Genomic DNA, 21,460 nt, shown 5'->3' on the forward strand with positions numbered 1-21,460 from the left:
TGCTCTTTTACCCGTTTAAGTTGACTCTAGATCATAGCAACCCATTTTCAGTTTAAAATAAACTGTTGACATAATATGTCGTGATGGTTACTTTTAATACATAATATTAAAAGGAAAACTAAAATGGAAATTTGGAATTTATTTACTGATTTTATTGTGCAATCAATCACCTTTTTTACTCAAGATGTGGGCGTAAGCCAAGCGGTTGCAATTATTTTGTTTACCGTTATTGGACGATTAGTTTTAATGCCGATTAACCTTGTTGCTATGGCTAATATGGTTAGAAATAAAAAAGCAATTGCCGCACTAAAACCTGAGCTAGATAGCATAAAAAACAACTATAAAGACCAGCCCAGCGAAATCGCAAAATTAACTATGGCGCTGTATAAAAAGCACAACATTAAGTTTATCGATAAAAAAAGTGTGACTAATATGGCAAGCCAAGGGGTATTTGGCCTTGGAACTTTTCAGGCTCTGCAACAAATTGTATTTAATAGTAAGTTTGCTTGGATTGCCAGTATTGCAAAGCCTGATATTGCGCTTTCGTTACTAGTGGGGGCTATTACATATTTATCTATGATGATGATGCCTGGTAGCGCAGAGCAAACCAGCACCTTATTGTTCCTAATTCCCGCAATTATTTGTGTGGTTACTCTCGTTAATTTTCCTTCTGCAATTGCTTTGTACTGGGCTACATCCAGTAGTACTAGCTTGTTGCAGTCATTATTAGTAAATAAATATTTTAAAAACCAGCAAACACAACAAGTTTTGTAAAGGTCGCTAAACAAAGGAATGACAATAATGAATATGTGTTATCAACCCACAGCTGATTTAATGGCATCGGCACTGTTAACCTACACCAATATGCGTGGATATTATGAGCATTATGGTGTTGATTGGCAGCAACTTAAAATATGTGAGCAAATTTCAGACCTTGAAAATTGGGATGTTTTGTTAAATGGCGATGTAGTGGGTGCAATGCGCTTGGCTTTTGATGATGAGGGGTGCTATATACGTGACTTACAAGTAGATGCTGCGTTTCAAAATATGGGTATTGGTGCTGCAGTAATTAATGAGGGTGCTCGTTTAGCTGTGCTCCAAGGTGCTATGCAACTTAGGCTTCGCGTTTTTAAAATAAGCCCTGCGCACAAGCTTTACACACGTTCAGGTTTCAGCATAGATAAAGAAGACGACAGATTTTATTATATGTCTAAAAGCTTAGTTTAATGGCTGTGACTTTTATTTTAAAAAATTAATGTTGCTCAGTCACTGTAGATTAATATTCGCTCATTCAAACTGCTATCCCGACAATTTAATAAAATAGTTATGGATAGATTATGCGCTTTTTTTCAAACAAAACAGCCACATTGAGTGTTTGCTTTTTATTGCTTGGCACGGGTTTTATGCTGATAGAAAACAGTGTGTATCAATATGTTGATCATAATGGTGTTCTACATGAAAGCGTGTTTATGCCCTTGAGCATACTGTGTTTTGCTTTGGGAGTTCTTATTGTGGTTAGTTTGTTAGCCCGAAAAGTATTCGGGCCATTTAAAAGTGCTAGGGCAGGTGGGCATTAACCGCTGCTGTTATTGCTCATTATTTAAATTAGCGGGCTCTAATAAATTAAATGTTGGTAAGCGCCATTTAAAGCGTACCGACGCCATACGAATTAAATAGCCTACTACTAAACTTGCAACCACGCTGATATTGTCATCAATGTTGTAGTGGTGCAGTGCTAAGTATAAACACGCGACTATAAGTGCTACGCTTGCGTAAAGTTCATGATGAAGTACTAATGGTGCTTGGCGACAAATTAAATCTCGTAATAATCCACCAAATACACCTGTTACTATAGCTGCGACCACACAAATTCCATAATGCAAACCCATATTAAGTCCAACTTGGCAGCCAATAATACTAAACGCAGCAAGCCCTAGTGCATCTAGGCGCATAAATATGCCTTTAAATTTAACCACCCATTTTGCCAACCAAGTGGTAACAATACCGGCTAGGCAAGTGATCAGTAAATATTCTGGGTGTTTTACCCAAGTCAGTGGGTAGTTACCTAATAAAATGTCTCGCACGCTACCACCACCAATGGCTGTGGCACTGGCTACCAACATAACACCAAACCAATCCATATTTCTGCGTCCAGCGCTAAGAGCCCCAGTCATGGCTTCTGCTGTAATACCTATAATATAAACGATGGTTAATAGCATGAGATGATCACTTGAAAATTTAACATGAAAATAAAAGCAGGATTGTAGTGATAAAAGCGTGCATTGACGAGTGAAAAATTACATCAAAAACAGCCAGTTTCAGATTAAAAAAACTAATGTGATAGCGAGGTGTGAATAGCCTGTTAATGCAACGAAAGCGGTTACTTTACTAATAAAAACAAAAAGGACAAATGACCGTAAATAAGCAATAAAACCTGAATAAATTTAAGGGCGTCAGGGCGTTATTGCCCTTAATTTTACTACTTTTAAAAAATGGTTTAACTCAATGAATTAACTTGAGCCACGTGCAATTAAACGCGGTGGTAGTAGGGTGCTTTGCACTTGCTCGCCACGGATGAGTTTTAGTAAGTTCTCAACCAACATTTGCCCAGCAATAGTGGTATTTTGTTCTATGGTTGTTAGCGGCGGGTTAATATAACTGGCAATAGATATATTATCAAAGCCGATTACGGCTACATCTTTTGGTACGTTAATATTGGCTTCTTTTAATGCCCGTATTGCGCCAATTGCTATAAGGTCGCTGGCTGCAAAAAGTGCATTAAAGGTAATGTTATTAGCAATTAACGAACGAGTGGCATGATAGCCTGATTCTTCGGTAGAGATAGCATTGGCAATTTTACGCTCATTAAGTGTAATGCCATTTTGTTGTAACGCGTCTTTAAAGCCATTAAAGCGGGCAAAAAATTCGGGGCTATGATCAGAGGCATCACCTATAAACGCGCAATCTTTGCGATTATGTGCCAACAAATGCTCAGCGGCTAGCTTTCCGCCTCCATAGTTGTCGCAGCTTATGGTTAAGTCGGGGCGGTTATCAACACTTGCTCCCCAGCAAACAAACTTGGTGTTTTGTTCAAGCAAAGTATTAAATTTAGGCTGAAAGTCTATATAGTCGCCATAACCTAATAAAATGATGCCATCTGCACGGTGACTGTCTTCATAGTCTGCCTGCCAATCAGCACTGGCCGATTGAAATGACACAAGTAAATCATAACCCTCTTTAGCGCAGGCCCGAGTAATACTGCCCAGCATAGCTAAAAAAAACGGATTTATTTGCGATTCGTCAGAGGTAGGATCTTCAAACAACAATAACGCTAGGGTGCTGCTTTGTTGAGTGCGCAGGTTACTGGCGTTTTTATCAACTTTGTAATTAAGCTTTTTGGCAATGTCATGAACTCGTCTTCGGGTTTCATCATTTACCAAAGGACTATTTCGTAAAGCACGAGAAACTGTAGATTGAGACACCCCAGCATAATGGGCTATATCAAATGAGGTGGCTTTACCTTTCATCACGATTACTTACTTAAGAGGACAATAAGGGGCTATTCTCGTTTATTAATGATTTTTTTCAAGCTTATTTGTCAATAAAGGCATTTTTTTATTGATTTTAACATGACACCGGTGTCACAATGAGGGTGTTTTATCATTTTGTTGTCAAAACGTATTAGCTACCTTTATTATTAAAGGTAGCCTTTTTTTATAGTGATAGCTGCTTTGAGGTGATAGCTCAAAGTAAATAAGTATCAATGGATACCCCATTAAAATAATAAGTACTCATTACTTAAACAAAAGAGATAACACTATGGGTTTACACTCTAGCACACACTTTGATCCAATTCTGGTTGCCGATATTGGTGGCACAAATGCTCGCTTTGCGTTGATCACGGGGTTTGATGAATTAAGTAATCAATTTACCATTGAGCATAATCATACGTTTCCAAGTGCTAATTATGGATCGCTCGAAAGTGCTACCGAGTATTACTTATCAACAGTGTCTCATATAAATCCTAAACGCGCATGCCTAGCAGTGGCAGGCCCAATTAACGCAGGCCAAGTTCACTTAACTAACTTAGGTTGGCACTTTAGCGTTAATGATTTCAAACAGCATTTTGACTTAGAACAATTAAGCGTAATAAACGACTTTGCTGCATTCGCTTACGCCGCTCCGTATTTAGATCCTTCTCAAAACGTAACCGTTAAACCTGGCCAAGCAGACGACACAGCAAATATTGGTGTAATGGGCCCAGGTACAGGCTTTGGTGCAGCGTGTTTAGTAAGAACTGCACATTCGTGTGCGGTAATGAGTTCAGAAGGTGGTCATATTTCTCTAGCGCCAGTAAATGAACTTGACGCTCAGCTTATTCAAGCACTTAAGAAAGACCACCCACATGTATCGGTAGAAACGGTGTTTTCTGGACCAGGCATTGCTCATCTATATAAAGCAATGGCTGCAGTTAAAGGGGGGGCTGCAAAAAATTTAGATGCGGCGCAAATTAGCAGCTTAGCCAATAGCGGTGAATGTGAAGTGTGTGACGCAACGCTTAATCAGTTTTGCGATTGGATTGGCAGTGTAGCAGGCGATTTAGCGCTTGCTTATGGTGCTCTTGGTGGCCTTTATATTGGCGGTGGGATATTACCAAGAATGCAGGCTCGTTTACTAGAAAGCCGCTTCATTGAGCGCTTTTCACAAAAGGGTATTATGTCGCAATATACAGGTCAAATTCCGGTCACATTAGTAACACAAGACAACATTCCTTTAATTGGTGCTGCCGCGTGTTTGCATACGAGTCAACAGGTTTAATTACGTTGCATACATTTGGAAATAAATAGATGAAAAAAGTCACTATAAATAGCGTTGCTAGTTATGCCGGTGTATCTAAAAAAACGGTATCGCGCGTACTGAATAACGAACCAAATGTGAGCGCGGCCACCCGCGAGAAAGTATTAGCGGTATTTAAAGAGCTTGATTACACACCTAATCCCATTGCTCGAGGGCTTGCACAAAACCGTAGTTTTATTATTGGTTGTTTATACGATAACCCAAGTAAAAGTTATATTACTCGAGTGCAAACAGGCGCATTAGCTGCTTGCCAAGAAAACAACTATAACTTGCTGATTCACCCTTGTGAGCTCAGAGGTGATGCACTTATTAATAATATAGAGCAGCTATTACAGTCATCACGCCTTGATGGTTTAGTACTTACGCCACCATTTTGTGACTTTTCAGAACTGGTTGACTTTTTAAAGTCGAAAAAAATTCCTTATGCTCGAGTGGCTTCTGCTATTTTAGAAGATGACTCTATTTCTGTTACCAGTAATGACGAGCAGGGCGCATTTGAAATTACCGAACATTTAATAAACCTAGGGCATACGTCTATCGCGTTTATTAAAGGTCACCCAGATCACAGTGCTACACAGCAGCGTTTTAAAGGCTACAGGCGCGCATTAGCAAGCCATGGTATTGAATTTAATGAACGCTTAGTTGAAGAGGGGAACTTTAGTTATCACTCAGGGGTAGACAGTGCGCGTAGTATTTTAGATTTATCGCCACGACCTACTGCTGTATTTGCATCGAATGATTACATGGCAGCCGCCGTGCTTAAATTAGCTACACAGCGTAATTTACGTGTACCAGATGACATTTCTATTGCTGGCTTTGATAACGCTCCCATAGCGCGTCATATTTGGCCTGGGCTAACGACTATAGCGCAACCCGTAGAAGAGATGACTAAACAGGCTGTTACCCAGTTAATTACCCATATTATTGAGCCGCAAGAGTCGCCTTATAAGGTGATTTTAGAAGCAAAATTAATCACGCGAGAGTCAACCGCAGCCGTAAAATAAAACCGCTTTTTCACAGTAGCCCGAGTATGAGTGACGCTTACTCGGGCTTTTTTTATCTGCATTTTTAACCTTCATTATTTGCCGCTAATATTTCACTAAAAATTCACGTTTATTTATTGCACATGTTAAAAAAAATGACTATTTTTATTACTCAGGGTTGACACCGGTGTCATTGTCATGCGTTAATACCCTGACACCGGTGTCAGGGTTGTTGTGAGAGGCTCCCTGGTAGCGTACCTTTGAACGGGTAAGTCAAAGATGCTCAGTACAGTTATTTTCGTGGAGTCTATAATTGTTACTGAGCCTTTATCCTCTAACGAATAGAGATGAGTAAAATTATGTTGCACCCTCGAATTCAAGAAGTCACAGAACGCGTTATTGAGCGCAGTAAACAAACCCGTCAAGCCTATTTAGATCGTATTTCGCACGCAAAAAAACAAACAAGAGTTCGTGCTGGTTTAGGCTGTGGCAATATTGCCCATGTTATGGCTGCGTGCAGTAGCGATGACAAAGCGCGTTTAAAAGCAGATGAGGTGCCAAACCTTGCAATTATTAATTCATACAACGACATGTTATCTGCGCATGTGCCTTACAAAGAATACCCAGATTTAATTAAAAGCATTGCCACTAAATTTGACGCGACCGCGCAAGTTGCTGGCGGTGTACCTGCGATGTGTGATGGCGTTACCCAAGGTCGTGACGGCATGGAACTATCGCTTTTCTCTCGTGATGTTATTGCTATGTCTACTGCGGTTTCTTTATCGCATGACGTGTTTGATGGTGTGTTTTGTTTAGGTGTGTGTGACAAAATTGTTCCTGGCTTATTAATTGGTGCTTTATCATTTGGCCATTTGCCTGTGTATTTTTTACCAGCAGGACCAATGCAGTCAGGTATTCCAAACAAAGACAAAGCACGTATTCGCCAAAAGTTTGCACAAGGCTTAGTGTCACGTGAAGAGCTATTAGAAGCAGAAAGTGCTTCTTATCACAGTGCCGGTACGTGTACGTTTTATGGCACTGCAAATTCAAACCAAATGCTTATGGAAATTATGGGCTTACACCTACCAGGTAGCTCGTTTATAAATCCATACACAGAATTGCGTGATGGCTTAACGGGTAATGCCGTTGAGACCATGCTTAAGCAGCTTACAGAAAACAAAGATGGCCCGTGTTTAGCGGATGTGATCAGCGAAAAAACCATTATTAATGGCCTGGTTGGTTTGCTATCAACCGGTGGCTCAACCAATCATGCAATCCACATTGTGGCAATTGCAAAAGCGGCTGGTATTCAGGTTACGTGGAAAGACATGTCTGATTTATCAGCAGTTGTACCATTACTGACGCGTATTTACCCTAATGGCTCAGCTGATGTAAACCATTTCCAAGCAGCTGGCGGTATGGGCTTCTTAATGCGTGAATTAGCAGGTGCTGGTTATCTTCACACAGATGTAACCACTATTTTAGGCGAAGGCCTTGCACCTTACATGTGTGAGCCACTGCTTGATAAAGACGATAACTTGATTATGAGTGATGCCAATGGCCCTAGTAAAGTTAAATGGGTTGCGTGTCCAGAAAACTCACATGATGAAGAAGTACTTCGCCCTGTAAATAATCCATTTAGTAAGCAAGGTGGTTTACAGTTATTAACGGGCAACTTAGGTAAAGCCGTTATTAAAGTCTCTGCTGTTGCAGAATCTCATCAAGTGGTGTCGGCGCCAGCTAAAGTATTTAGCTCTCAAGGTGAGTTACAAGATGCTTATAGCCGTGGTGAACTTAACCAAGATTTTATTGCTGTTCTTAAAGAGCAAGGCCCTAAGGCTAAAGGCATGCCAGAGCTTCATAAGCTCACGCCGGTAATGGCAACATTACAAGATCAGGGTTATAAAGTGGCCATAGTTACCGACGGACGTATGTCGGGTGCATCAGGCAAAGTACCAGCGGCAATCCACTTAGCACCTGAAGCGGTAGAAGGTGGCATTATAGCTAAAATCCATGAAGGCGATATTGTTACTTTAGATGCGCCAAATGGTATTTTAAAAGTGCATGTAAGCGACGAAGAGCTTGCACAGCGTGAGCTACAAATTAGCCAAGCAAGCCAAACATTTGGTACAGGCCGTGAATTATTTACTGGATTTAGAAATATCGTAAGCAGTGCCGATTTAGGTGCAAGTGCTTTTGGACTTGAATAATAATTAGCCATATTGGGTAATGAGGAACAAGTAATGAGTATTGAAAAAATCTTAGCATCGGCACCCGTTGTGCCAGTGGTGGTAATCGAAAAATTAGAAGATGCTGCACCACTTGCAAGAGCGTTGTATAACGGTGGCTTAAAAGCACTTGAAATTACACTGCGTACACCAATTGCTGCACAAGCTGTAAAGCTAATGAAAGCTGAAGTACCAGAGGCATATGTGGGCACTGGCACGGTGGTTGATAAAGCAAGCTTTAACGCATCAGTAGAAGCGGGCGCTGACTTTATGGTGAGCCCTGGTGTAAGTGATGAACTGTTAGCATTGGCAAAAGAGTCAACTATCCCTTTTTTACCCGGTGCAGCTACCCCAAGCGAAGTGATGAACTTGGCAGCACATGGCTTTAAATTTTTAAAGTTTTTTCCTGCTGAAGCCGCAGGCGGAACTGCGATGATAAAGTCGATTGGTGGCCCATTACCTGATATTACTTTTTGTCCAACTGGTGGCATTAGTTTAGCGACTGCCCCTAATTACTTAGCACTTAACAATGTTATTTGCGTAGGTGGTACGTGGATGTTAGATAAACAACTTATTGAAAATAAAGACTGGCAAGCCATTGAAACGCTTGCTCGCCAAGCATGTGAAGTTAATAGGAGTCAAAAATGATTAATGTAGCAATTAATGGCTACGGCCGTATCGGTCGTAATGTATTGCGTGCACTTTACGAATCAGCGCAAAATAATGAAATTAAAATTGTGGCTATTAACGATTTAGCCCCAGCCAATGTAAATGCTCATCTGACTCAGTTTGACTCAGTACACGGTCGTTTTTCACAGCAAGTAACGCTAAAAGACAACACCATGCTAATTGGCGATGATGTGATCACGCTAACGCAAGAGCGTGACCCTGCTAATTTACCGTGGAAAGCACTAAACGTTGATATCGTACTTGAATGTACGGGGTTATTTACTTCTCGCGAAGCAGCTAATAAGCATATTGAAGCGGGCGCGAAAAAAGTAGTGGTATCGGCTCCTGGTACAGATATGGATGCTACCGTAGTGCACGGTGTAAATAGCGATGTAATTAATGCCAATAGCAACATTATTTCTAATGCTTCATGTACAACCAATTGTTTAGCGCCTGTTGCTAAAGCAATTAACGATACAGTAGGAATTGAACAAGGTAGCATGACCACCATTCATGCTTACACTAACGATCAAAACTTATCTGACGTATACCACCCAGATTTATACCGCGCGCGTAGTGCGACTCAATCTATGATCCCAACTAAAACGGGTGCTGCAAAAGCGGTTGGATTAGTTCTGCCTGAACTTGCCGGTAAACTAGATGGCATGGCGGTACGTGTACCAACCATTAATGTGTCTTTAGTTGATTTAACATTTATTGCTAAGCGTGACACAAGTATTGAAGAAATTAACCAAGTAGTTAAAGATGCTGCGTTTGGCTCTATGAAAGGTATTTTAGAGTACAATGAGCTGCCGCTTGTTTCTATCGACTTTAACCATAACCCAGCATCATCTATTTTTGATGCAACGCAAACGCGTGCTGATGGTAAATTAGTTAAAGTAATGGCGTGGTACGACAACGAATGGGGTTTCTCAAACCGCATGTTAGATCAAGTTAAAGCGCTGGGTGCTTATTTATAATTTTTCCGTGTAGTTAAATTTTACTTTATCCAGCCAAGCCACGCACTGCGTGGCTTTTTTTGTGTTTTAGTTAGCCCAAAGTTTGCTAGAATGTGCGCATTAGAATAGGGAACTGCATGCCATATTAAGGAAAATAATGCTAAAACATGTCACTAAAAAAATATTTCGTACTAGTCACCTGCAAATTGGTGAGGGTAATATCAGCGGTTATATTGCTTGCTTTTTGGCAATATTAAGTTGCTTAGGAGTGCTTGCATTCCACTTTCCGGAATATTTAACGACTCCAGAACTACGCAAAAGCTATAGCGTCGACTTTTTACGTCAGCTTATGTTTGTTGCCCTTATTATTTCCGGTAGCTTAGGGTTACTTAATTTTGTACGAAATACTAATAAGCGATTGGGTGCCACTGCGTGGTTTTTAATTGTACTGGCCATTAGCTTTGGCGGCCCGAATGTTGAAGTAAATGACTTTGCAGATAACACTCCTTATATTGGCTTAGATTGGTTTATATTAGACTTATTAGGCTCAACCTTAATTTTTATTTTAATTGAAAAACTACTTCCGCATCGAAAAGAGCAAAAAATACTTCGTAGTGAATGGCGCGGGGATTTAAACCACTTCTTTGTGAATCACTTAATAGTGGGCTTTGTATTACTGGTTACTAATCATTTTGTTCATTATGGTTTTGGTTGGGCGGTTTCGAGCACACTGCAAGCTTACATAGCGCAAATGCCGTTTATACTACAGCTATTTTTAATTATTTTGGTGGCTGATTTAATGCAGTATTGGACACATCGTGCTTATCACGAAGTGCCATTTATGTGGCGATTTCATGGTGTGCATCACAGTGCCAAAGAAATGGATTGGCTAGCGGGCTCCCGTCAGCATATTTTAGAAATACTGATCACCCGTAGTTTAGTGCTAACCCCTATATTTGTGCTGGGGTTTTCACAGCAAATAATCAGCTTATATGTAATTATTGTTGGTTTTCAAGCCGTATTTAATCATGCAAACGTGAATGTAAAATTTGGGTGGTTAAAATATTTTATGGTAACTCCGCAGTTTCACCATTGGCATCACGCATCCGATAAAGCTGCCATTGATCGAAATTATGCAGCCCATTTCTCGTTTTTAGATTATTTATTTGGTACTGCGGTAAAAGGCCAAGCAGAGTGGCCTAAAGAATATGGTGTTGTCGGGGACTACATGCCTGTAGGTATGTTAAAGCAACAAATTTACCCGTTTAAAAAACAAAAATAGTCTGTAGTTTTAGATTGTGGCCACAAGATTCATGGCCGCATACAACTATAAAAGCCAACAGACCCTAGTTGTGAGGGGTTATTAACTAATCCATTCTACAAATAACAAAAAGGCCAACTAAGTTGGCCTTTAAACATAACCTATCGCAAGTAAACTCAACGCAGTTGTCGCTGAAGATAGATTTACTATCCAGAGCTCAGATTATTTGCTTAACGATTAAAATTGAGCGTTGTGGTAAACGTTTTGTACGTCGTCACAATCTTCAAGCATGGCTAAAAAGCGCTCCATAACTTCAACGTCTTCGCCTTCAATAGGGGCTTCAACTTGAGGTACAAAGGCAATTAAGTCTTCGTCAAATTCTGTCACACCCATTTCTTCAAGTGCTGTGCGGGTATTGTTGTATTCAGTGTGCGGTGCAAATACGGTTACTTTGCCGTCTTCTACTTCAACGTCGGTAACATCAACATCTGCCATCATCAGCGCTTCAAGTACGGTTTCATCGTCGTCACCGTCAAATACAAAAATAGCAAGGTGATCAAATAAGTGTGATACCGAATTTTGTGCGCCAATTTTAGCGTTCGCTTTGGTAAAACATACACGTACATCAGCAAAAGTACGTTTGTTGTTGTCGGTTAAACAATCAACAATAATCATGCAATTACCTGGGCCGTAACCTTCATAACGCGTGGCTGCATAGTCTTCACCGCCGCCGCCTTTAGCCTTATCAATGGCGCGTTCAATTACGTGAGCCGGTACTTGGTCTTTTTTAGCGCGTTCAATTAAACGACGTAGTGCTAGGTTGCCGTCAGGATCAACACCGCCGTTTTTAGCACAAATATAAATTTCTTTACCGTATTTAGAATAAACTTTAGTTTTAGCACCCGCAGTTTTAGCCATTGAATCTTTTTTGTTTTGGTAAGCTCTTCCCATCTGCGTTTCGCCTTAATATGTATAAATAATTGAAAAAAATTTGCAAGCCCATATTCTAAAGGTAAATGCGGGGTAGGGCTAGTAAGTATTGTTAGTAGTCAAAAATAAAACAACCCGCATAAGCGGGCTGTTTATTCGTTACAAATGATGAACGTTTGTCAGGTATTACCAAATACGAACGCGTTCTTCTTCTGGTAGGTATAACTCATCGCCTGGTTTTACATCAAATGCTTTATACCAAGCATCATGGTTACGAGGCGCTTGTGCTCTAAAGCGACCTGGTGCGTGTGTACCACCACGTAATTGGTTTAACATACTTTGCTCAGTACGTTTTTCTTTCCATACTTGTGCCCATGCTAAGAAGAAACGTTGATCGCCGGTTACACCGTCAATTACCGGTGCTTCTTTACCATTTAAGCTTAGTTTGTAAGCATGATAAGCCATGGCTAAGCCACCCACATCACCAATATTTTCACCTAAACTGTTGCGGCCATTTACAAAGTTACCTGGAATTGGCTCATATTTGCTGTACTGAGCCGCCAGTTTGTCAGCTTTAGCATCAAAAGCAGCACGATCTTCATCAGTCCACCAGTTGCGTTGAATGCCGTTAGCGTCAGATTTTGAGCCTTGATCATCAAAGCCATGGCCCATCTCATGGCCAATTACAGCGCCAATGCCACCGTAGTTTACTGCTGGATCTGCATTTGGATCGAAAAACGGCGGTTGTAGTATAGCGGCAGGGAATACAATTTCGTTAAATGAACTATTGTAGTAAGCATTTACACGTTGTGGTGTCATGCCCCAACGATTACGGTCGGTCTTTTTCAGCTCTTTTTCTACACTTTCAGCCTGGAAAAACTCACGCATATTTTTTACATTAGTCATTAAATCATTGTTGCTAATGCTTAAGCCTTCATATGATTGCCATTCATCTGGGTAACCAATTTTTGGTACAAATGCCGCTAATTTTGCACGCGCGTTCACTTTTGTTTCTGCACCCATCCAATCTAAGTTATCAATACGCTCACCAAGGGCTGTGCGTAAGTTTTCAACTAGCTCAGACATTTGTTGCTTAGATGACTCAGGGAAATAACGAGCTACGTAAATTTTACCAATTGCAAAGCCTAATGAGCTAGTGCCTGACATTTGGCTGATAGCGCGTTTCCAGCGTGGACGTGGCTCTTGTTGACCATTTAATTCTTTACCAAAAAAAGCAAAATTGGTGTTAAATATCTCTTCAGACAACAGCTCAGCGTTACCATTAATTGCATGATATGTTAGGTAGTCTTTCCATACGCTTAAATCTTCGTTATTGATTAAGTCAATCATGGCTTTAACAGGTTCAGGCTGCGATACGTTTAATTGTGGTACTTTATAACCTGTTTGCGCAAAGTATAAATCCCAGTTAAATCCTGGGTATTGTGTACTTAACTCATCGCGTTTTACTTGGTTTAGGGTTAAATCACGATTACGGCGTTTTTCACGAGGCCAATGACCTTCTGCAATTTTGGTTTCAAGCGCTAAAATCGCTTGTGCACGCTCTGTGGTATTATCAACCCCTGCAAATTTAAGCATATCGGCAATATGTGCCACATACGCTTCACGAGTTTTTACAAAACGTTCTGCATCTTCAAGGTAGTATGAGCGATCGGGTAAGCCTAAGCCACCTGCACCTAATGACATTTCGTATTTATTGGGATCTAAACGGTTAAACCACATACCGCCGCCAAGTGGTGCACTTACACCCGTAAGCCAAGATTGGCCAAATACTTTTGCCAAATCATCAGTAGAGGCAACCGAATTGATGTCGTTAAGCAACGGCTTAATTGGCGTTATACCAAGTTTATTAAGTGTCTCGGTATCCATGTACGAATTATAAAAGTCAGCGACCAGTTGCTCTTCGGCGTTTAAGTTTTCACGTGCTGCAATGTCTTCAATAATTTCTTTAACGCGATCTTCACTGCGCTCAGCTAGCGCAGAGAATGCACCGTAGCGGGTTTTATCTGCTGGCATTTCGTAGTTGTCGTACCATGAACCACTGGCGTACATGAAGAAATCGTCGCCTGGTTTTACAGCTTCGTTACGCGCAGTTAAATCAACCCCAAACGTGCCTAATTCGGCTTGCTTTGTTGCTTGTGGTTTTTCTGCAACTGCTGCTACTTGCTCAGTTTTTGTTGTTTGTGGCTCAGAACAGCCGGTAATAAATGTAGCGGCGAGTGCCGCTGCAATTAAACTTTTTTTCATTATTTTCCCCTATGAATTCACGTTATTTAATTCGTTATATATTTTTGTTATAAAAATAGCTACTTGATTGTATTGATAACTTCACTGCAAACAAACCTTTTGAGGTGAATAACCGTACCGGTCGATAAGATAAATGAAATACTAGCAAAATAGCAAAAAAGCACTCAGATACTTCAATCGTACCCGAGAGGCTTAGTTTATTGCGCTTTGGACTGCTTTTGCTGTAATGCCCACATATGAGCATATTCACCATTTTGCATGAGTAATTCATCATGTTTACCTTGCTCTACCACTTCTCCCGCCTTAAGCACGATAATAGTATCGGCATCGGTAATTGTTGATAAGCGGTGCGCAATAACAATACTGGTGTGGTTAGAGGCTACTTCTCGCATAGCGTTTAATATGGCCTGCTCAGATTGCGAGTCCAGCGCGGAAGTGGCTTCGTCAAAAATTAAAATCGGCGATTGCTTTAAAATAGCGCGAGCAATAGCAATACGTTGTTTTTCGCCGCCAGAGACTTTTAGTCCGCGTTCACCGACTAAGGTTTTATCGCCTTTATCTAGGCTATTAATAAAGTCTGTTAGATGCGCCATGTTTATGGCTTTGTTTACTTCATCTTCACTGGCGCTGGGTCTGCCGTAGTGAATATTTTCGCGTATGCTGGTATTAAATAACACAGTATCTTGCGGCACTATGGCAATAGCTTTACGCAAACTTGCGAGGGTAACTGTGTTTATGGCTTGATTATCAATTTTTATAGCGCCCGATGAAAGTTCATAAAAACGGTATAACAAGCGGGCTAACGAGCTTTTACCTGCGCCACTAGCACCTACAACCGCTACCTTAGCACCAGGATTTACATGAAAACTGACGTTCTTAAGAATAGGACGCTTGCTATCGTAGCTAAAGCTGACGTTTTCAAAGCTAATTGCCCCATTTTTGAGTGCTAATGGTTGCGCGGTTTCGCTATCTGCTACTTTGGGGGAGGTATTTAATAACCCAAGCATGTTTTCAAGGTCGGTAAGGGCACGGCGTATTTCCCGATACACAAATCCCAAGAAGTTAAGCGGTAAAAATAATTGGATCATATACGCATTGATCATTACCAGCTCACCAATCGTTAACTCGCCGGTAACCACTTCATTAGCGCCAAGCCACATTAATGCGGTTATGGCGCATGCAATTATAAGTGCTTGTCCTGAGTTTAGCGCCAGTAACGAGAGTCTGTTTTTTAATCGAGCTTGTTCCCATGTTGCTAAAAACGTATCGTAAGTTTTAGCTTCATGCTGTTCATTATTAAAGTATTTTACGGTTTCGTAATTTAATAAACTGTCGATGGCACGGGTGTTACTTTGGTTGTCGGCAGCATTTGACTCACGAATAAAGCGGTTTCGCCATTGGGTAACCGTCACGGTAAAAAAAATATAAATAGCCACAGCCAATAGGGTGATCAGCGCAAACCAAATAGAAAACAAGCTGCCAAAAATAATCGCCACAGTCATTATTTCAAACAACGTGGGCACAATATTAAACATTAAAAAACGCATTAAAAAGCTTAAGCCACTGGTGCCGCGCTCTATGTCTCGACTTATGCCGCCAGTTTGCCTATCTAAATGAAAAGCTAAATCTAATGAGTGCAAATGTTTAAACACTTTAAGTCCAATATCTCGCATGGCATGCTCGGTGACTCGCGAAAATACTGCATCGCGTACTTCACCCAAAAATACACTAGCAAAGCGCAATGCGCCGTACATAATCAGTAATAAAGTAGGAACAAGAAGTAGTGGATTAATTGATTTATCAACCGAATCAATTATTTCTTTTAAAGCCCATGGCATGAGTAATGTCGCGCCTTTAGCACCGATGAGCGCTAATATAGCAATCAGCACACGGCCTTTAAACTTAGTGATATAAGGCCAAAGAGTTTGAACGCTTTGTTTTAAATTCATGGCGTCGGGGCGTTTTACTGAACTTTGTCTGGAGCGCATCGAGGATCTCAGTATTTGATATTATATAAATGAATTAGCTTAAGAACGGCTATTGTATTTTAATTAGCTGCCCTTATATACTAGCTATCCTTTATTTTAGTTTTAAATGGCAAATGTTTAAATTTCGCGTTTTTTTCGCTACATGCTTGTTTTTTGCTGCACTCTTTAGTGTGCAAAGCCATGCTATGGGCGTAAAGCACGAATTAAACAGTAACCAAAGCAGTTATAGCGATGTTATTAATGTTGACTATTTAACTAACACTCCTACACCTACAAAATCGCTTGGCAATTTAAAGCATAAAAACTCAAAGCATTCTGATTTTGTTGCGCATCAGCCTAGGTTAACAGCCAATAACTCATTTTTATTTCTACATAGTGCGCAGGGGGATCCTGAATACGATGTAGTGCATGAGTTTTTTGCCCTAAATGGCTGTCGGCATATTTTTTTGCGACCGCAAGCAGTCACTATAAGTCAGCCTTGGTATACTAGGGTATTTAAAAGTAAAAAGTCGCGCTTGAGCGGCTGGAAAGACGCTAACCTGTTATACACCGCTGTAACTACCTATCACGCTTAAAGTTCCTTATTTAATGTTAATTGGTTTTAACGCATCGCGTTTTGACCTGCAGATTAATTGTGCCTAATAGGTACGTTACTGGGCTATGCCTAGTAATAAGGAATAACTATGTTAAGTCTAAAAAAAGAGAAAAAGCCATTTAAGGCTAAGTTTAAATTGAGCTATGTAGCCATGTTGATTGTATTAGTGTTACTAGCAATAAGCGCCTTACCTAATTTATATCCGAATAAGTCGTGGTTGCATGTTAGTGCAACTTCTGAGATTAAAGCACAAGGATTGCCTAGTACTGAAAACCTTGTACGCTTTTTAAATAGCCAAGGTTTTAAAGTGAGTGAAAGTTTAAAAGACCAAGCAAATATTAATGTACTTTTAAATACACCTACACAAAGTGCGCAGGCCCAAGCGGCTTTAAAATCAAACTTTCCAAACACACAGGTTAAAATTGTTGAACATGCAACCAGCCCTATTTGGTTACAAGAGTTTGGTTTATCGCCCATAAAGCTGGGTCTTGATTTAAACGGCGGGGTATTGTTTGTACTTGATGTTGATTTAAATAAAGCCATTGATGAGCAATTACTCAGTGCATATCAACAAACAAAAGCTATTATTGTTAAGCAAAAAGCCTATGGCGTTAAAGCGAAGCAGACTAATCAGGGCTTTGAAATAAGTGCGCTTGAGAATGCTGGCGATAAGCTAACAGTTGTTATAAAAGAGCTTAAAAGCCGTTTTGAAAACCTCACTACAACCACATCAACTAATGGCAACTTACAGGTCGTTAAAATTAGCTATTCAGAGCAAGGGCGCAGCGCATTTGATAAAGAAGTGATGAGCCAAACACTCACCACACTTCGCTCACGCATTGAAGAACTCGGTATAACTGAGGCCGTTACACAGCGCCAAGGTAAGCAGCGCATTCGTATTGAGCTACCTGGCGTGCAAGATCCAGCTGAAGCAAAACGCATAATTGGTGCAACCGCGTCATTAGGGTTTTATCAACTTAAAGAGAGAGGCGGGCAAACGTTTAATTTGCAATCGGGAGGGACCATTAAGCTTGACCCTGTACCTATATTTACCGGTGAGCATATTAATAACGCTAATATAGGCCGTGATGATTGGGGTAAACCTTTGGTACAACTGAGCTTAGATGGCCAAGGTGGCGATGCTATGTCGGCTTTTTCAAAGGCAAATATAGGCAAACCGATGGCAACGCTCTATTCAGAGTATTTACAAAATGCTAAAGGCGAAGTGGTCAAAAAAAGCGAAGTTATTAATGTGGCGAACATTGCTCAGCATTTAAGCTCGCGGTTTAGTATAACCAATATGCAGAGCCAACAAGCCGCTGCCGATTTAGCGCTACTACTACGCGCAGGATCACTTACTGCGCCCGTAACTATAGTGCATGAGCAAACTATTGGCCCAAGCCTTGGCCAAGACAATATTAATAATGGATTAGCAGCGCTAATGTTAGGCATGGGTTTAACGCTTGCGTTTATGGCACTGTGGTACCGCCGTTTAGGGCTTATTGCAAATGTTGCGTTAATTTTAAACTTAACCTCTTTAGTGGGGCTAATGTCGTTATTACCTGGGGTGGTTTTAACTCTTCCAGGGATAGCAGGCTTAGTATTAACTATAGGAATGGCGGTTGATACTAACGTGATTATATTTGAACGCATAAAAGAAGAGCGTCGCAAAGGTCGTCCCCCGTATCAAGCGATACAAGAGGGCTATAAACAAGCTGCGAATACGATTTTAGATGCCAATATTACCACCATGATCACCGCGATTATTTTATATGGCATAGGTTATGGCCCTGTAAAAGGCTTTGCGATAACGCTGGCGCTTGGTCTTATCACATCGGTATTTACTGGTGTGTATGTATCGAAATATTTAAGCCAAAGCTTATATTTAAAGCTGGGTAAAAAAGCAGGAGTAAACGCGCATGCTTAACACTTTTTTTAAATGTGAGACAGGGTCACGTATGCGTTATATAGGCTTGCTTATAAGTGCCATGTTTGTGTTGTTATCGGTATTCACCATTGCACAAAAAGGGCTTAATTTTGGCCTTGATTTTACGGGTGGTTATTTAACAGAATTTACCACCAGCCAAGGTGTTGAACTAAAACAGCTTGAGCAATTTATTGCTAAAAACCATCAAGGTGAATTTGAACTTACAGCACAGGGCAATAATCATTTTCAATTAACGCAAGCGCCAAGTGAGGAAGCTAATAATGATGCTTGGAAAACCGCGATTAGCCAAAACCCAACTATAAATGCTGAGGTTTTATCATCGGCTTATATTGGCTCTCAAGTGGGTGATGAATTATTTGAGCAAGGCTGCTTAGCCTTATTTGCTGCTATGGTAGCGGTAATGATTTATTTAGCTGTTCGGTTTGAGTGGCGTTTGGCATTAGGCTCTGTGGTGGCTTTATTACATGATTTAGTGCTTGTGGTTGGCTTATTTTCGTGCTTACAAATAGAGTTTAATCTAACCGTTTTAGCCAGTTTATTGGCAATAATTGGCTACTCCCTAAATGACTCAATAATAGTGGGTGATAGGGTACGTGAGCTATTACGCATACCAACAAACATCACACTCAAACCAAGCAGTATTATCAACAGTGCTATTAAAAGCACCTTAACTCGTACGCTTATTACCTCAGGAACTACGCTAGCTACGGTGGCAAGTGTTTGGCTGTTAGCTGGCGCGCCGCTGCAGGGGTTTGCCATTGCTTTGTTTGCAGGAATCGTCGTAGGCACGCTGTCGTCTATTTGTATTGCTGCTACATTACCTGAGCTACTTGGGTTAAGTGCTAAAAACTACGATAAGCAAGTGGATCAGCAAACGCAGGCATTAATGGATATGCCATAGGCTTAAATCAGCATTGTTGTTACATAGCAAAGGGATAGTGTTCGATGTAGTAACAATGCTAATACCAACCTACATAAATATTTGAACAATTTAACGAATTAAATCCCCCTATAACGTTGTTAAAATTTTTTCATTTAGAACAACTAGATGTCAAAAATTTTGCCTAGTTATAGAGCAATTTTCTTATCGTTAAAATAGGTCCCATATCAAAGCAGATTGGTATAAAATAACAAATTATTTTTATTGAATTGAGTGAATTCTCCAAATGAATAAAGCCCATGTTACTGAGCACCTTCGTTTTGCCTTAGATGAGCAACTAAACACTGCAAAAATTGCAGCTCAAACAGCTCACGATACCGCTACCCATGAAGAAAGTATTGCAGAGACCCAATACGACACTCTCGGGCTTGAAGCTGCCTATTTAGCACAAGGCCATGCAGAGCGAGTTAATGAGTGCTATAAAGAAATACAACTATTTGAAGCCATATACAACGAACCCGTTACTGGCACCATCGCTATAAGCTCATTGGTATGTTTAGAAGACGATGCGGGCACACACAAATGGTTTTATTTAGGCCCAGCAGCTGGAGGATTAACCGTTGATATTAAAGGCACAACTATTCAAGTACTTAGCTCTGGTGCCCCTTTAGGGCAACAGTTATTAGGTAAACAAGTCGATGATGAAGTTAGTTTAACTATCGGTGATGTAAAACATAGTTACGATGTGGTTAAAGTGCTTTGAATGTAGTATTTATTTGTCTCTTACTCTGAGGCGCAGCATCTCGTAGGCCTCTTTGTTAAATTATTGCCTAAAACTTATAGAATAAAATTAAAGATGAGCTTTTTATGAACTTAATATTGGTCAGTGATATTTTTGGTAAAACAACGGCTTTAAAAGTATTAGCTGAAAAGCTAAACGCTCAATCTATTGTCGATCCCTATGGCGGGTTTGATATGGAATTTAACAGTGAACAGCAGGCCTATGAGTATTTTAGTCAGCATATTGGCCTTGATGAGTATGTAGCTATTTTACAAAAAGCGATTAAACCACTCGCTGACAACACTATATTGATAGGTTTTAGTGTTGGCGCATCGGCAATTTGGTCAATGTCTGCACACCCGGCGATTAAAACGATAGCTAAAGGCATTTGTTTTTACAGCTCGCAAATTAGGCACCATACAGATATACAACCACAATTTGAGATTGAACTCATATTTCCGCATTATGAGCCGCACTTTGATGTTAAATCACTACACATTGAACTGGCAACAAAGGCTAATGTTAGCGCAAAGCGTGTTGAATACTTACATGGTTTTATGAACCCACACTCGAGTAACTTTAATCAGAATGCTTACGATCAAACATTAGCTGCGCTATCTAAAGAACTAAAAAATTAGCAGTTAAGCGTTATTACTTTCTGTAATTTTCTACAAGTGAGGTTCTGTAATTTCAGGCTTTTTTCACAAACTTGGCCGTTACCATCATTTCGCCAATGCCATCGACTTTACAATCTAGTTGGTGATCTTTTTTATCAAGCACACGTCTAACTACCGCTTTCGTGCCAATTTTAATAACCTGAGAACTGCCTTTAATTTTTAAATCTTTGGCTACGGTTACTTTGTCACCATCGGCTAGTAAAGTGCCGTTTGCATCTTTTACCAAAATAGCGTCTTCATCGCTTGTATTATTTGGATTCCATTCATAGGCACATTCTGGGCATATAAGCAGTTGTTGGTCTTCGTAAACGTATTCACATTGACATTTGGGGCAAGCGGGAAGAGACATAATAATCACTTTTAGTGGTAAATTTTGGCTATTTTAAAACACAAATTAACAATAAAAAAGTTCATCAAAAATTTTTATCTTCACGCTAAA

20 protein-coding genes are annotated in these 21,460 nt (G+C 40.3%); 14 read left to right on the forward strand and 6 right to left on the reverse strand.

All coding sequences use genetic code 11. The features are described 5' to 3' along the window. Nucleotides 1–123 precede the first annotated feature (123 nt). From P3J6_RS11615 to P3J6_RS11625, 3 genes are all read left to right on the forward strand, one after another. Nucleotides 124–774 (forward strand): YidC/Oxa1 family membrane protein insertase, encoded by a 651-nt coding sequence (locus P3J6_RS11615; protein ID WP_198523090.1) that lies wholly within the window; start codon nucleotides 124–126, stop codon nucleotides 772–774. Nucleotides 775–801: 27 nt separating this feature from the next. Further along, nucleotides 802–1,227, forward strand: a complete 426-nt coding sequence (locus P3J6_RS11620) for a GNAT family N-acetyltransferase (RefSeq protein ID WP_198523091.1) — start codon at nucleotides 802–804, stop codon at nucleotides 1,225–1,227. Nucleotides 1,228–1,337: 110 nt separating this feature from the next. Next, nucleotides 1,338–1,577: a DUF3955 domain-containing protein gene (locus P3J6_RS11625; protein WP_198523092.1), complete on the forward strand. Its 240-nt coding sequence runs from the start codon at nucleotides 1,338–1,340 to the stop codon at nucleotides 1,575–1,577. A 9-nt stretch (nucleotides 1,578–1,586) separates the two neighbouring features. On the opposite strand, the gene P3J6_RS11630 is transcribed toward P3J6_RS11625, so the two are convergent. Both P3J6_RS11630 and P3J6_RS11635 read right to left on the reverse strand, forming a co-directional pair. Next, nucleotides 1,587–2,219, reverse strand: a complete 633-nt coding sequence (locus tag P3J6_RS11630; RefSeq protein WP_075169453.1) for a trimeric intracellular cation channel family protein — start codon at nucleotides 2,217–2,219, stop codon at nucleotides 1,587–1,589. A gap of 291 nt (nucleotides 2,220–2,510) precedes the next feature. Continuing rightward, nucleotides 2,511–3,527 (reverse strand): LacI family DNA-binding transcriptional regulator, encoded by a 1,017-nt coding sequence (locus P3J6_RS11635; RefSeq protein ID WP_138687080.1) that lies wholly within the window; start codon nucleotides 3,525–3,527, stop codon nucleotides 2,511–2,513. Between the two features lie 292 nt (nucleotides 3,528–3,819). Between P3J6_RS11635 and glk the strand changes: the two genes are divergently transcribed. From glk to P3J6_RS11665, 6 genes are all read left to right on the forward strand, one after another. Beyond that, a complete protein-coding gene (gene glk / locus P3J6_RS11640) occupies nucleotides 3,820–4,818 on the forward strand; it encodes a glucokinase (RefSeq protein WP_198523093.1) in 999 nt (332 codons plus the stop codon). A gap of 29 nt (nucleotides 4,819–4,847) precedes the next feature. Next, nucleotides 4,848–5,861 carry a LacI family DNA-binding transcriptional regulator gene (locus P3J6_RS11645; protein ID WP_010389842.1) on the forward strand — a complete coding sequence of 338 codons (1,014 nt, stop codon included), beginning with the start codon at nucleotides 4,848–4,850 and terminating at the stop codon, nucleotides 5,859–5,861. 338 nt (nucleotides 5,862–6,199) lie between these two features. Beyond that, a complete protein-coding gene (gene edd / locus P3J6_RS11650) occupies nucleotides 6,200–8,050 on the forward strand; it encodes a phosphogluconate dehydratase (protein WP_138604846.1) in 1,851 nt (616 codons plus the stop codon). Between the two features lie 33 nt (nucleotides 8,051–8,083). Next, nucleotides 8,084–8,716, forward strand: coding sequence for a bifunctional 4-hydroxy-2-oxoglutarate aldolase/2-dehydro-3-deoxy-phosphogluconate aldolase (eda, locus tag P3J6_RS11655; protein WP_138569579.1), 633 nt, complete (start codon nucleotides 8,084–8,086; stop codon nucleotides 8,714–8,716). Beyond that, nucleotides 8,713–9,717 (forward strand): type I glyceraldehyde-3-phosphate dehydrogenase, encoded by a 1,005-nt coding sequence (gap, locus tag P3J6_RS11660; RefSeq protein ID WP_198523094.1) that lies wholly within the window; start codon nucleotides 8,713–8,715, stop codon nucleotides 9,715–9,717. The genes eda and gap overlap by 4 nt, the downstream gene beginning before the upstream one ends. A gap of 136 nt (nucleotides 9,718–9,853) precedes the next feature. Then, complete coding sequence (locus tag P3J6_RS11665) at nucleotides 9,854–10,978, forward strand: sterol desaturase family protein (RefSeq protein ID WP_198523095.1); 1,125 nt, start codon at nucleotides 9,854–9,856, stop codon at nucleotides 10,976–10,978. A 216-nt stretch (nucleotides 10,979–11,194) separates the two neighbouring features. Here the strand turns inward: P3J6_RS11665 and P3J6_RS11670 are convergent, their stop codons facing one another. The 3 genes from P3J6_RS11670 to P3J6_RS11680 all read right to left on the reverse strand — a co-directional run bounded on the left by P3J6_RS11670 (nucleotide 11,195) and on the right by P3J6_RS11680 (nucleotide 16,140). Continuing rightward, a complete protein-coding gene (locus tag P3J6_RS11670) occupies nucleotides 11,195–11,908 on the reverse strand; it encodes a YebC/PmpR family DNA-binding transcriptional regulator (RefSeq protein WP_008110544.1) in 714 nt (237 codons plus the stop codon). A 165-nt stretch (nucleotides 11,909–12,073) separates the two neighbouring features. Continuing rightward, a complete protein-coding gene (locus P3J6_RS11675; RefSeq protein WP_198523096.1) occupies nucleotides 12,074–14,152 on the reverse strand; it encodes a M13 family metallopeptidase in 2,079 nt (692 codons plus the stop codon). A gap of 197 nt (nucleotides 14,153–14,349) precedes the next feature. Next, nucleotides 14,350–16,140 (reverse strand): ABCB family ABC transporter ATP-binding protein/permease, encoded by a 1,791-nt coding sequence (locus tag P3J6_RS11680; protein ID WP_198523097.1) that lies wholly within the window; start codon nucleotides 16,138–16,140, stop codon nucleotides 14,350–14,352. Nucleotides 16,141–16,253: 113 nt separating this feature from the next. Between P3J6_RS11680 and P3J6_RS11685 the strand changes: the two genes are divergently transcribed. The 5 genes from P3J6_RS11685 to P3J6_RS11705 all read left to right on the forward strand — a co-directional run bounded on the left by P3J6_RS11685 (nucleotide 16,254) and on the right by P3J6_RS11705 (nucleotide 20,982). Then, nucleotides 16,254–16,715: a hypothetical protein gene (locus P3J6_RS11685; RefSeq protein ID WP_198523098.1), complete on the forward strand. Its 462-nt coding sequence runs from the start codon at nucleotides 16,254–16,256 to the stop codon at nucleotides 16,713–16,715. Nucleotides 16,716–16,823: 108 nt separating this feature from the next. Next, on the forward strand, nucleotides 16,824–18,662 hold the full coding sequence (gene secD / locus P3J6_RS11690; RefSeq protein ID WP_198523099.1) for a protein translocase subunit SecD: 1,839 nt from the start codon (nucleotides 16,824–16,826) through the stop codon (nucleotides 18,660–18,662). Continuing rightward, entirely contained in the window at nucleotides 18,655–19,584 is a 930-nt protein-coding gene (secF, locus tag P3J6_RS11695; protein WP_198523100.1) for a protein translocase subunit SecF, read from the forward strand. The genes secD and secF overlap by 8 nt, the downstream gene beginning before the upstream one ends. A gap of 265 nt (nucleotides 19,585–19,849) precedes the next feature. After that, nucleotides 19,850–20,326, forward strand: a complete 477-nt coding sequence (locus tag P3J6_RS11700; protein WP_198523101.1) for a GreA/GreB family elongation factor — start codon at nucleotides 19,850–19,852, stop codon at nucleotides 20,324–20,326. 104 nt (nucleotides 20,327–20,430) lie between these two features. Then, nucleotides 20,431–20,982 (forward strand): hypothetical protein, encoded by a 552-nt coding sequence (locus tag P3J6_RS11705; protein WP_198523102.1) that lies wholly within the window; start codon nucleotides 20,431–20,433, stop codon nucleotides 20,980–20,982. A gap of 52 nt (nucleotides 20,983–21,034) precedes the next feature. Here the strand turns inward: P3J6_RS11705 and P3J6_RS11710 are convergent, their stop codons facing one another. After that, on the reverse strand, nucleotides 21,035–21,370 hold the full coding sequence (locus P3J6_RS11710; RefSeq protein ID WP_076920245.1) for a zinc ribbon domain-containing protein YjdM: 336 nt from the start codon (nucleotides 21,368–21,370) through the stop codon (nucleotides 21,035–21,037). Between the last annotated feature and the right edge of the window lie 90 nt (nucleotides 21,371–21,460).

The sequence above is a fragment of the Pseudoalteromonas sp. 3J6 genome (assembly GCF_903995135.1).
In the GTDB taxonomy this organism is placed as follows: domain Bacteria; phylum Pseudomonadota; class Gammaproteobacteria; order Enterobacterales; family Alteromonadaceae; genus Pseudoalteromonas.

Excerpts from the sequence above, each read along its gene's own strand:
- P3J6_RS11615 (WP_198523090.1), top strand. The coding sequence starts at position 124 with ATGGAAATTTGGAATTTATTTACTGATTTTATTGTGCAATCAATCACC.
- P3J6_RS11620 (WP_198523091.1), top strand. The coding sequence starts at position 802 with ATGAATATGTGTTATCAACCCACAGCTGATTTAATGGCATCGGCACTG.
- P3J6_RS11625 (WP_198523092.1), top strand. The coding sequence starts at position 1,338 with ATGCGCTTTTTTTCAAACAAAACAGCCACATTGAGTGTTTGCTTTTTA.
- P3J6_RS11630 (WP_075169453.1), bottom strand. The coding sequence starts at position 2,219 with ATGCTATTAACCATCGTTTATATTATAGGTATTACAGCAGAAGCCATG.
- P3J6_RS11635 (WP_138687080.1), bottom strand. The coding sequence starts at position 3,527 with ATGAAAGGTAAAGCCACCTCATTTGATATAGCCCATTATGCTGGGGTG.
- glk (WP_198523093.1), top strand. The coding sequence starts at position 3,820 with ATGGGTTTACACTCTAGCACACACTTTGATCCAATTCTGGTTGCCGAT.
- P3J6_RS11645 (WP_010389842.1), top strand. The coding sequence starts at position 4,848 with ATGAAAAAAGTCACTATAAATAGCGTTGCTAGTTATGCCGGTGTATCT.
- edd (WP_138604846.1), top strand. The coding sequence starts at position 6,200 with ATGTTGCACCCTCGAATTCAAGAAGTCACAGAACGCGTTATTGAGCGC.
- eda (WP_138569579.1), top strand. The coding sequence starts at position 8,084 with ATGAGTATTGAAAAAATCTTAGCATCGGCACCCGTTGTGCCAGTGGTG.
- gap (WP_198523094.1), top strand. The coding sequence starts at position 8,713 with ATGATTAATGTAGCAATTAATGGCTACGGCCGTATCGGTCGTAATGTA.
- P3J6_RS11665 (WP_198523095.1), top strand. The coding sequence starts at position 9,854 with ATGCTAAAACATGTCACTAAAAAAATATTTCGTACTAGTCACCTGCAA.
- P3J6_RS11670 (WP_008110544.1), bottom strand. The coding sequence starts at position 11,908 with ATGGGAAGAGCTTACCAAAACAAAAAAGATTCAATGGCTAAAACTGCG.
- P3J6_RS11675 (WP_198523096.1), bottom strand. The coding sequence starts at position 14,152 with ATGAAAAAAAGTTTAATTGCAGCGGCACTCGCCGCTACATTTATTACC.
- P3J6_RS11680 (WP_198523097.1), bottom strand. The coding sequence starts at position 16,140 with ATGCGCTCCAGACAAAGTTCAGTAAAACGCCCCGACGCCATGAATTTA.
- P3J6_RS11685 (WP_198523098.1), top strand. The coding sequence starts at position 16,254 with ATGTTTAAATTTCGCGTTTTTTTCGCTACATGCTTGTTTTTTGCTGCA.
- secD (WP_198523099.1), top strand. The coding sequence starts at position 16,824 with ATGTTAAGTCTAAAAAAAGAGAAAAAGCCATTTAAGGCTAAGTTTAAA.
- secF (WP_198523100.1), top strand. The coding sequence starts at position 18,655 with ATGCTTAACACTTTTTTTAAATGTGAGACAGGGTCACGTATGCGTTAT.
- P3J6_RS11700 (WP_198523101.1), top strand. The coding sequence starts at position 19,850 with ATGAATAAAGCCCATGTTACTGAGCACCTTCGTTTTGCCTTAGATGAG.
- P3J6_RS11705 (WP_198523102.1), top strand. The coding sequence starts at position 20,431 with ATGAACTTAATATTGGTCAGTGATATTTTTGGTAAAACAACGGCTTTA.
- P3J6_RS11710 (WP_076920245.1), bottom strand. The coding sequence starts at position 21,370 with ATGTCTCTTCCCGCTTGCCCCAAATGTCAATGTGAATACGTTTACGAA.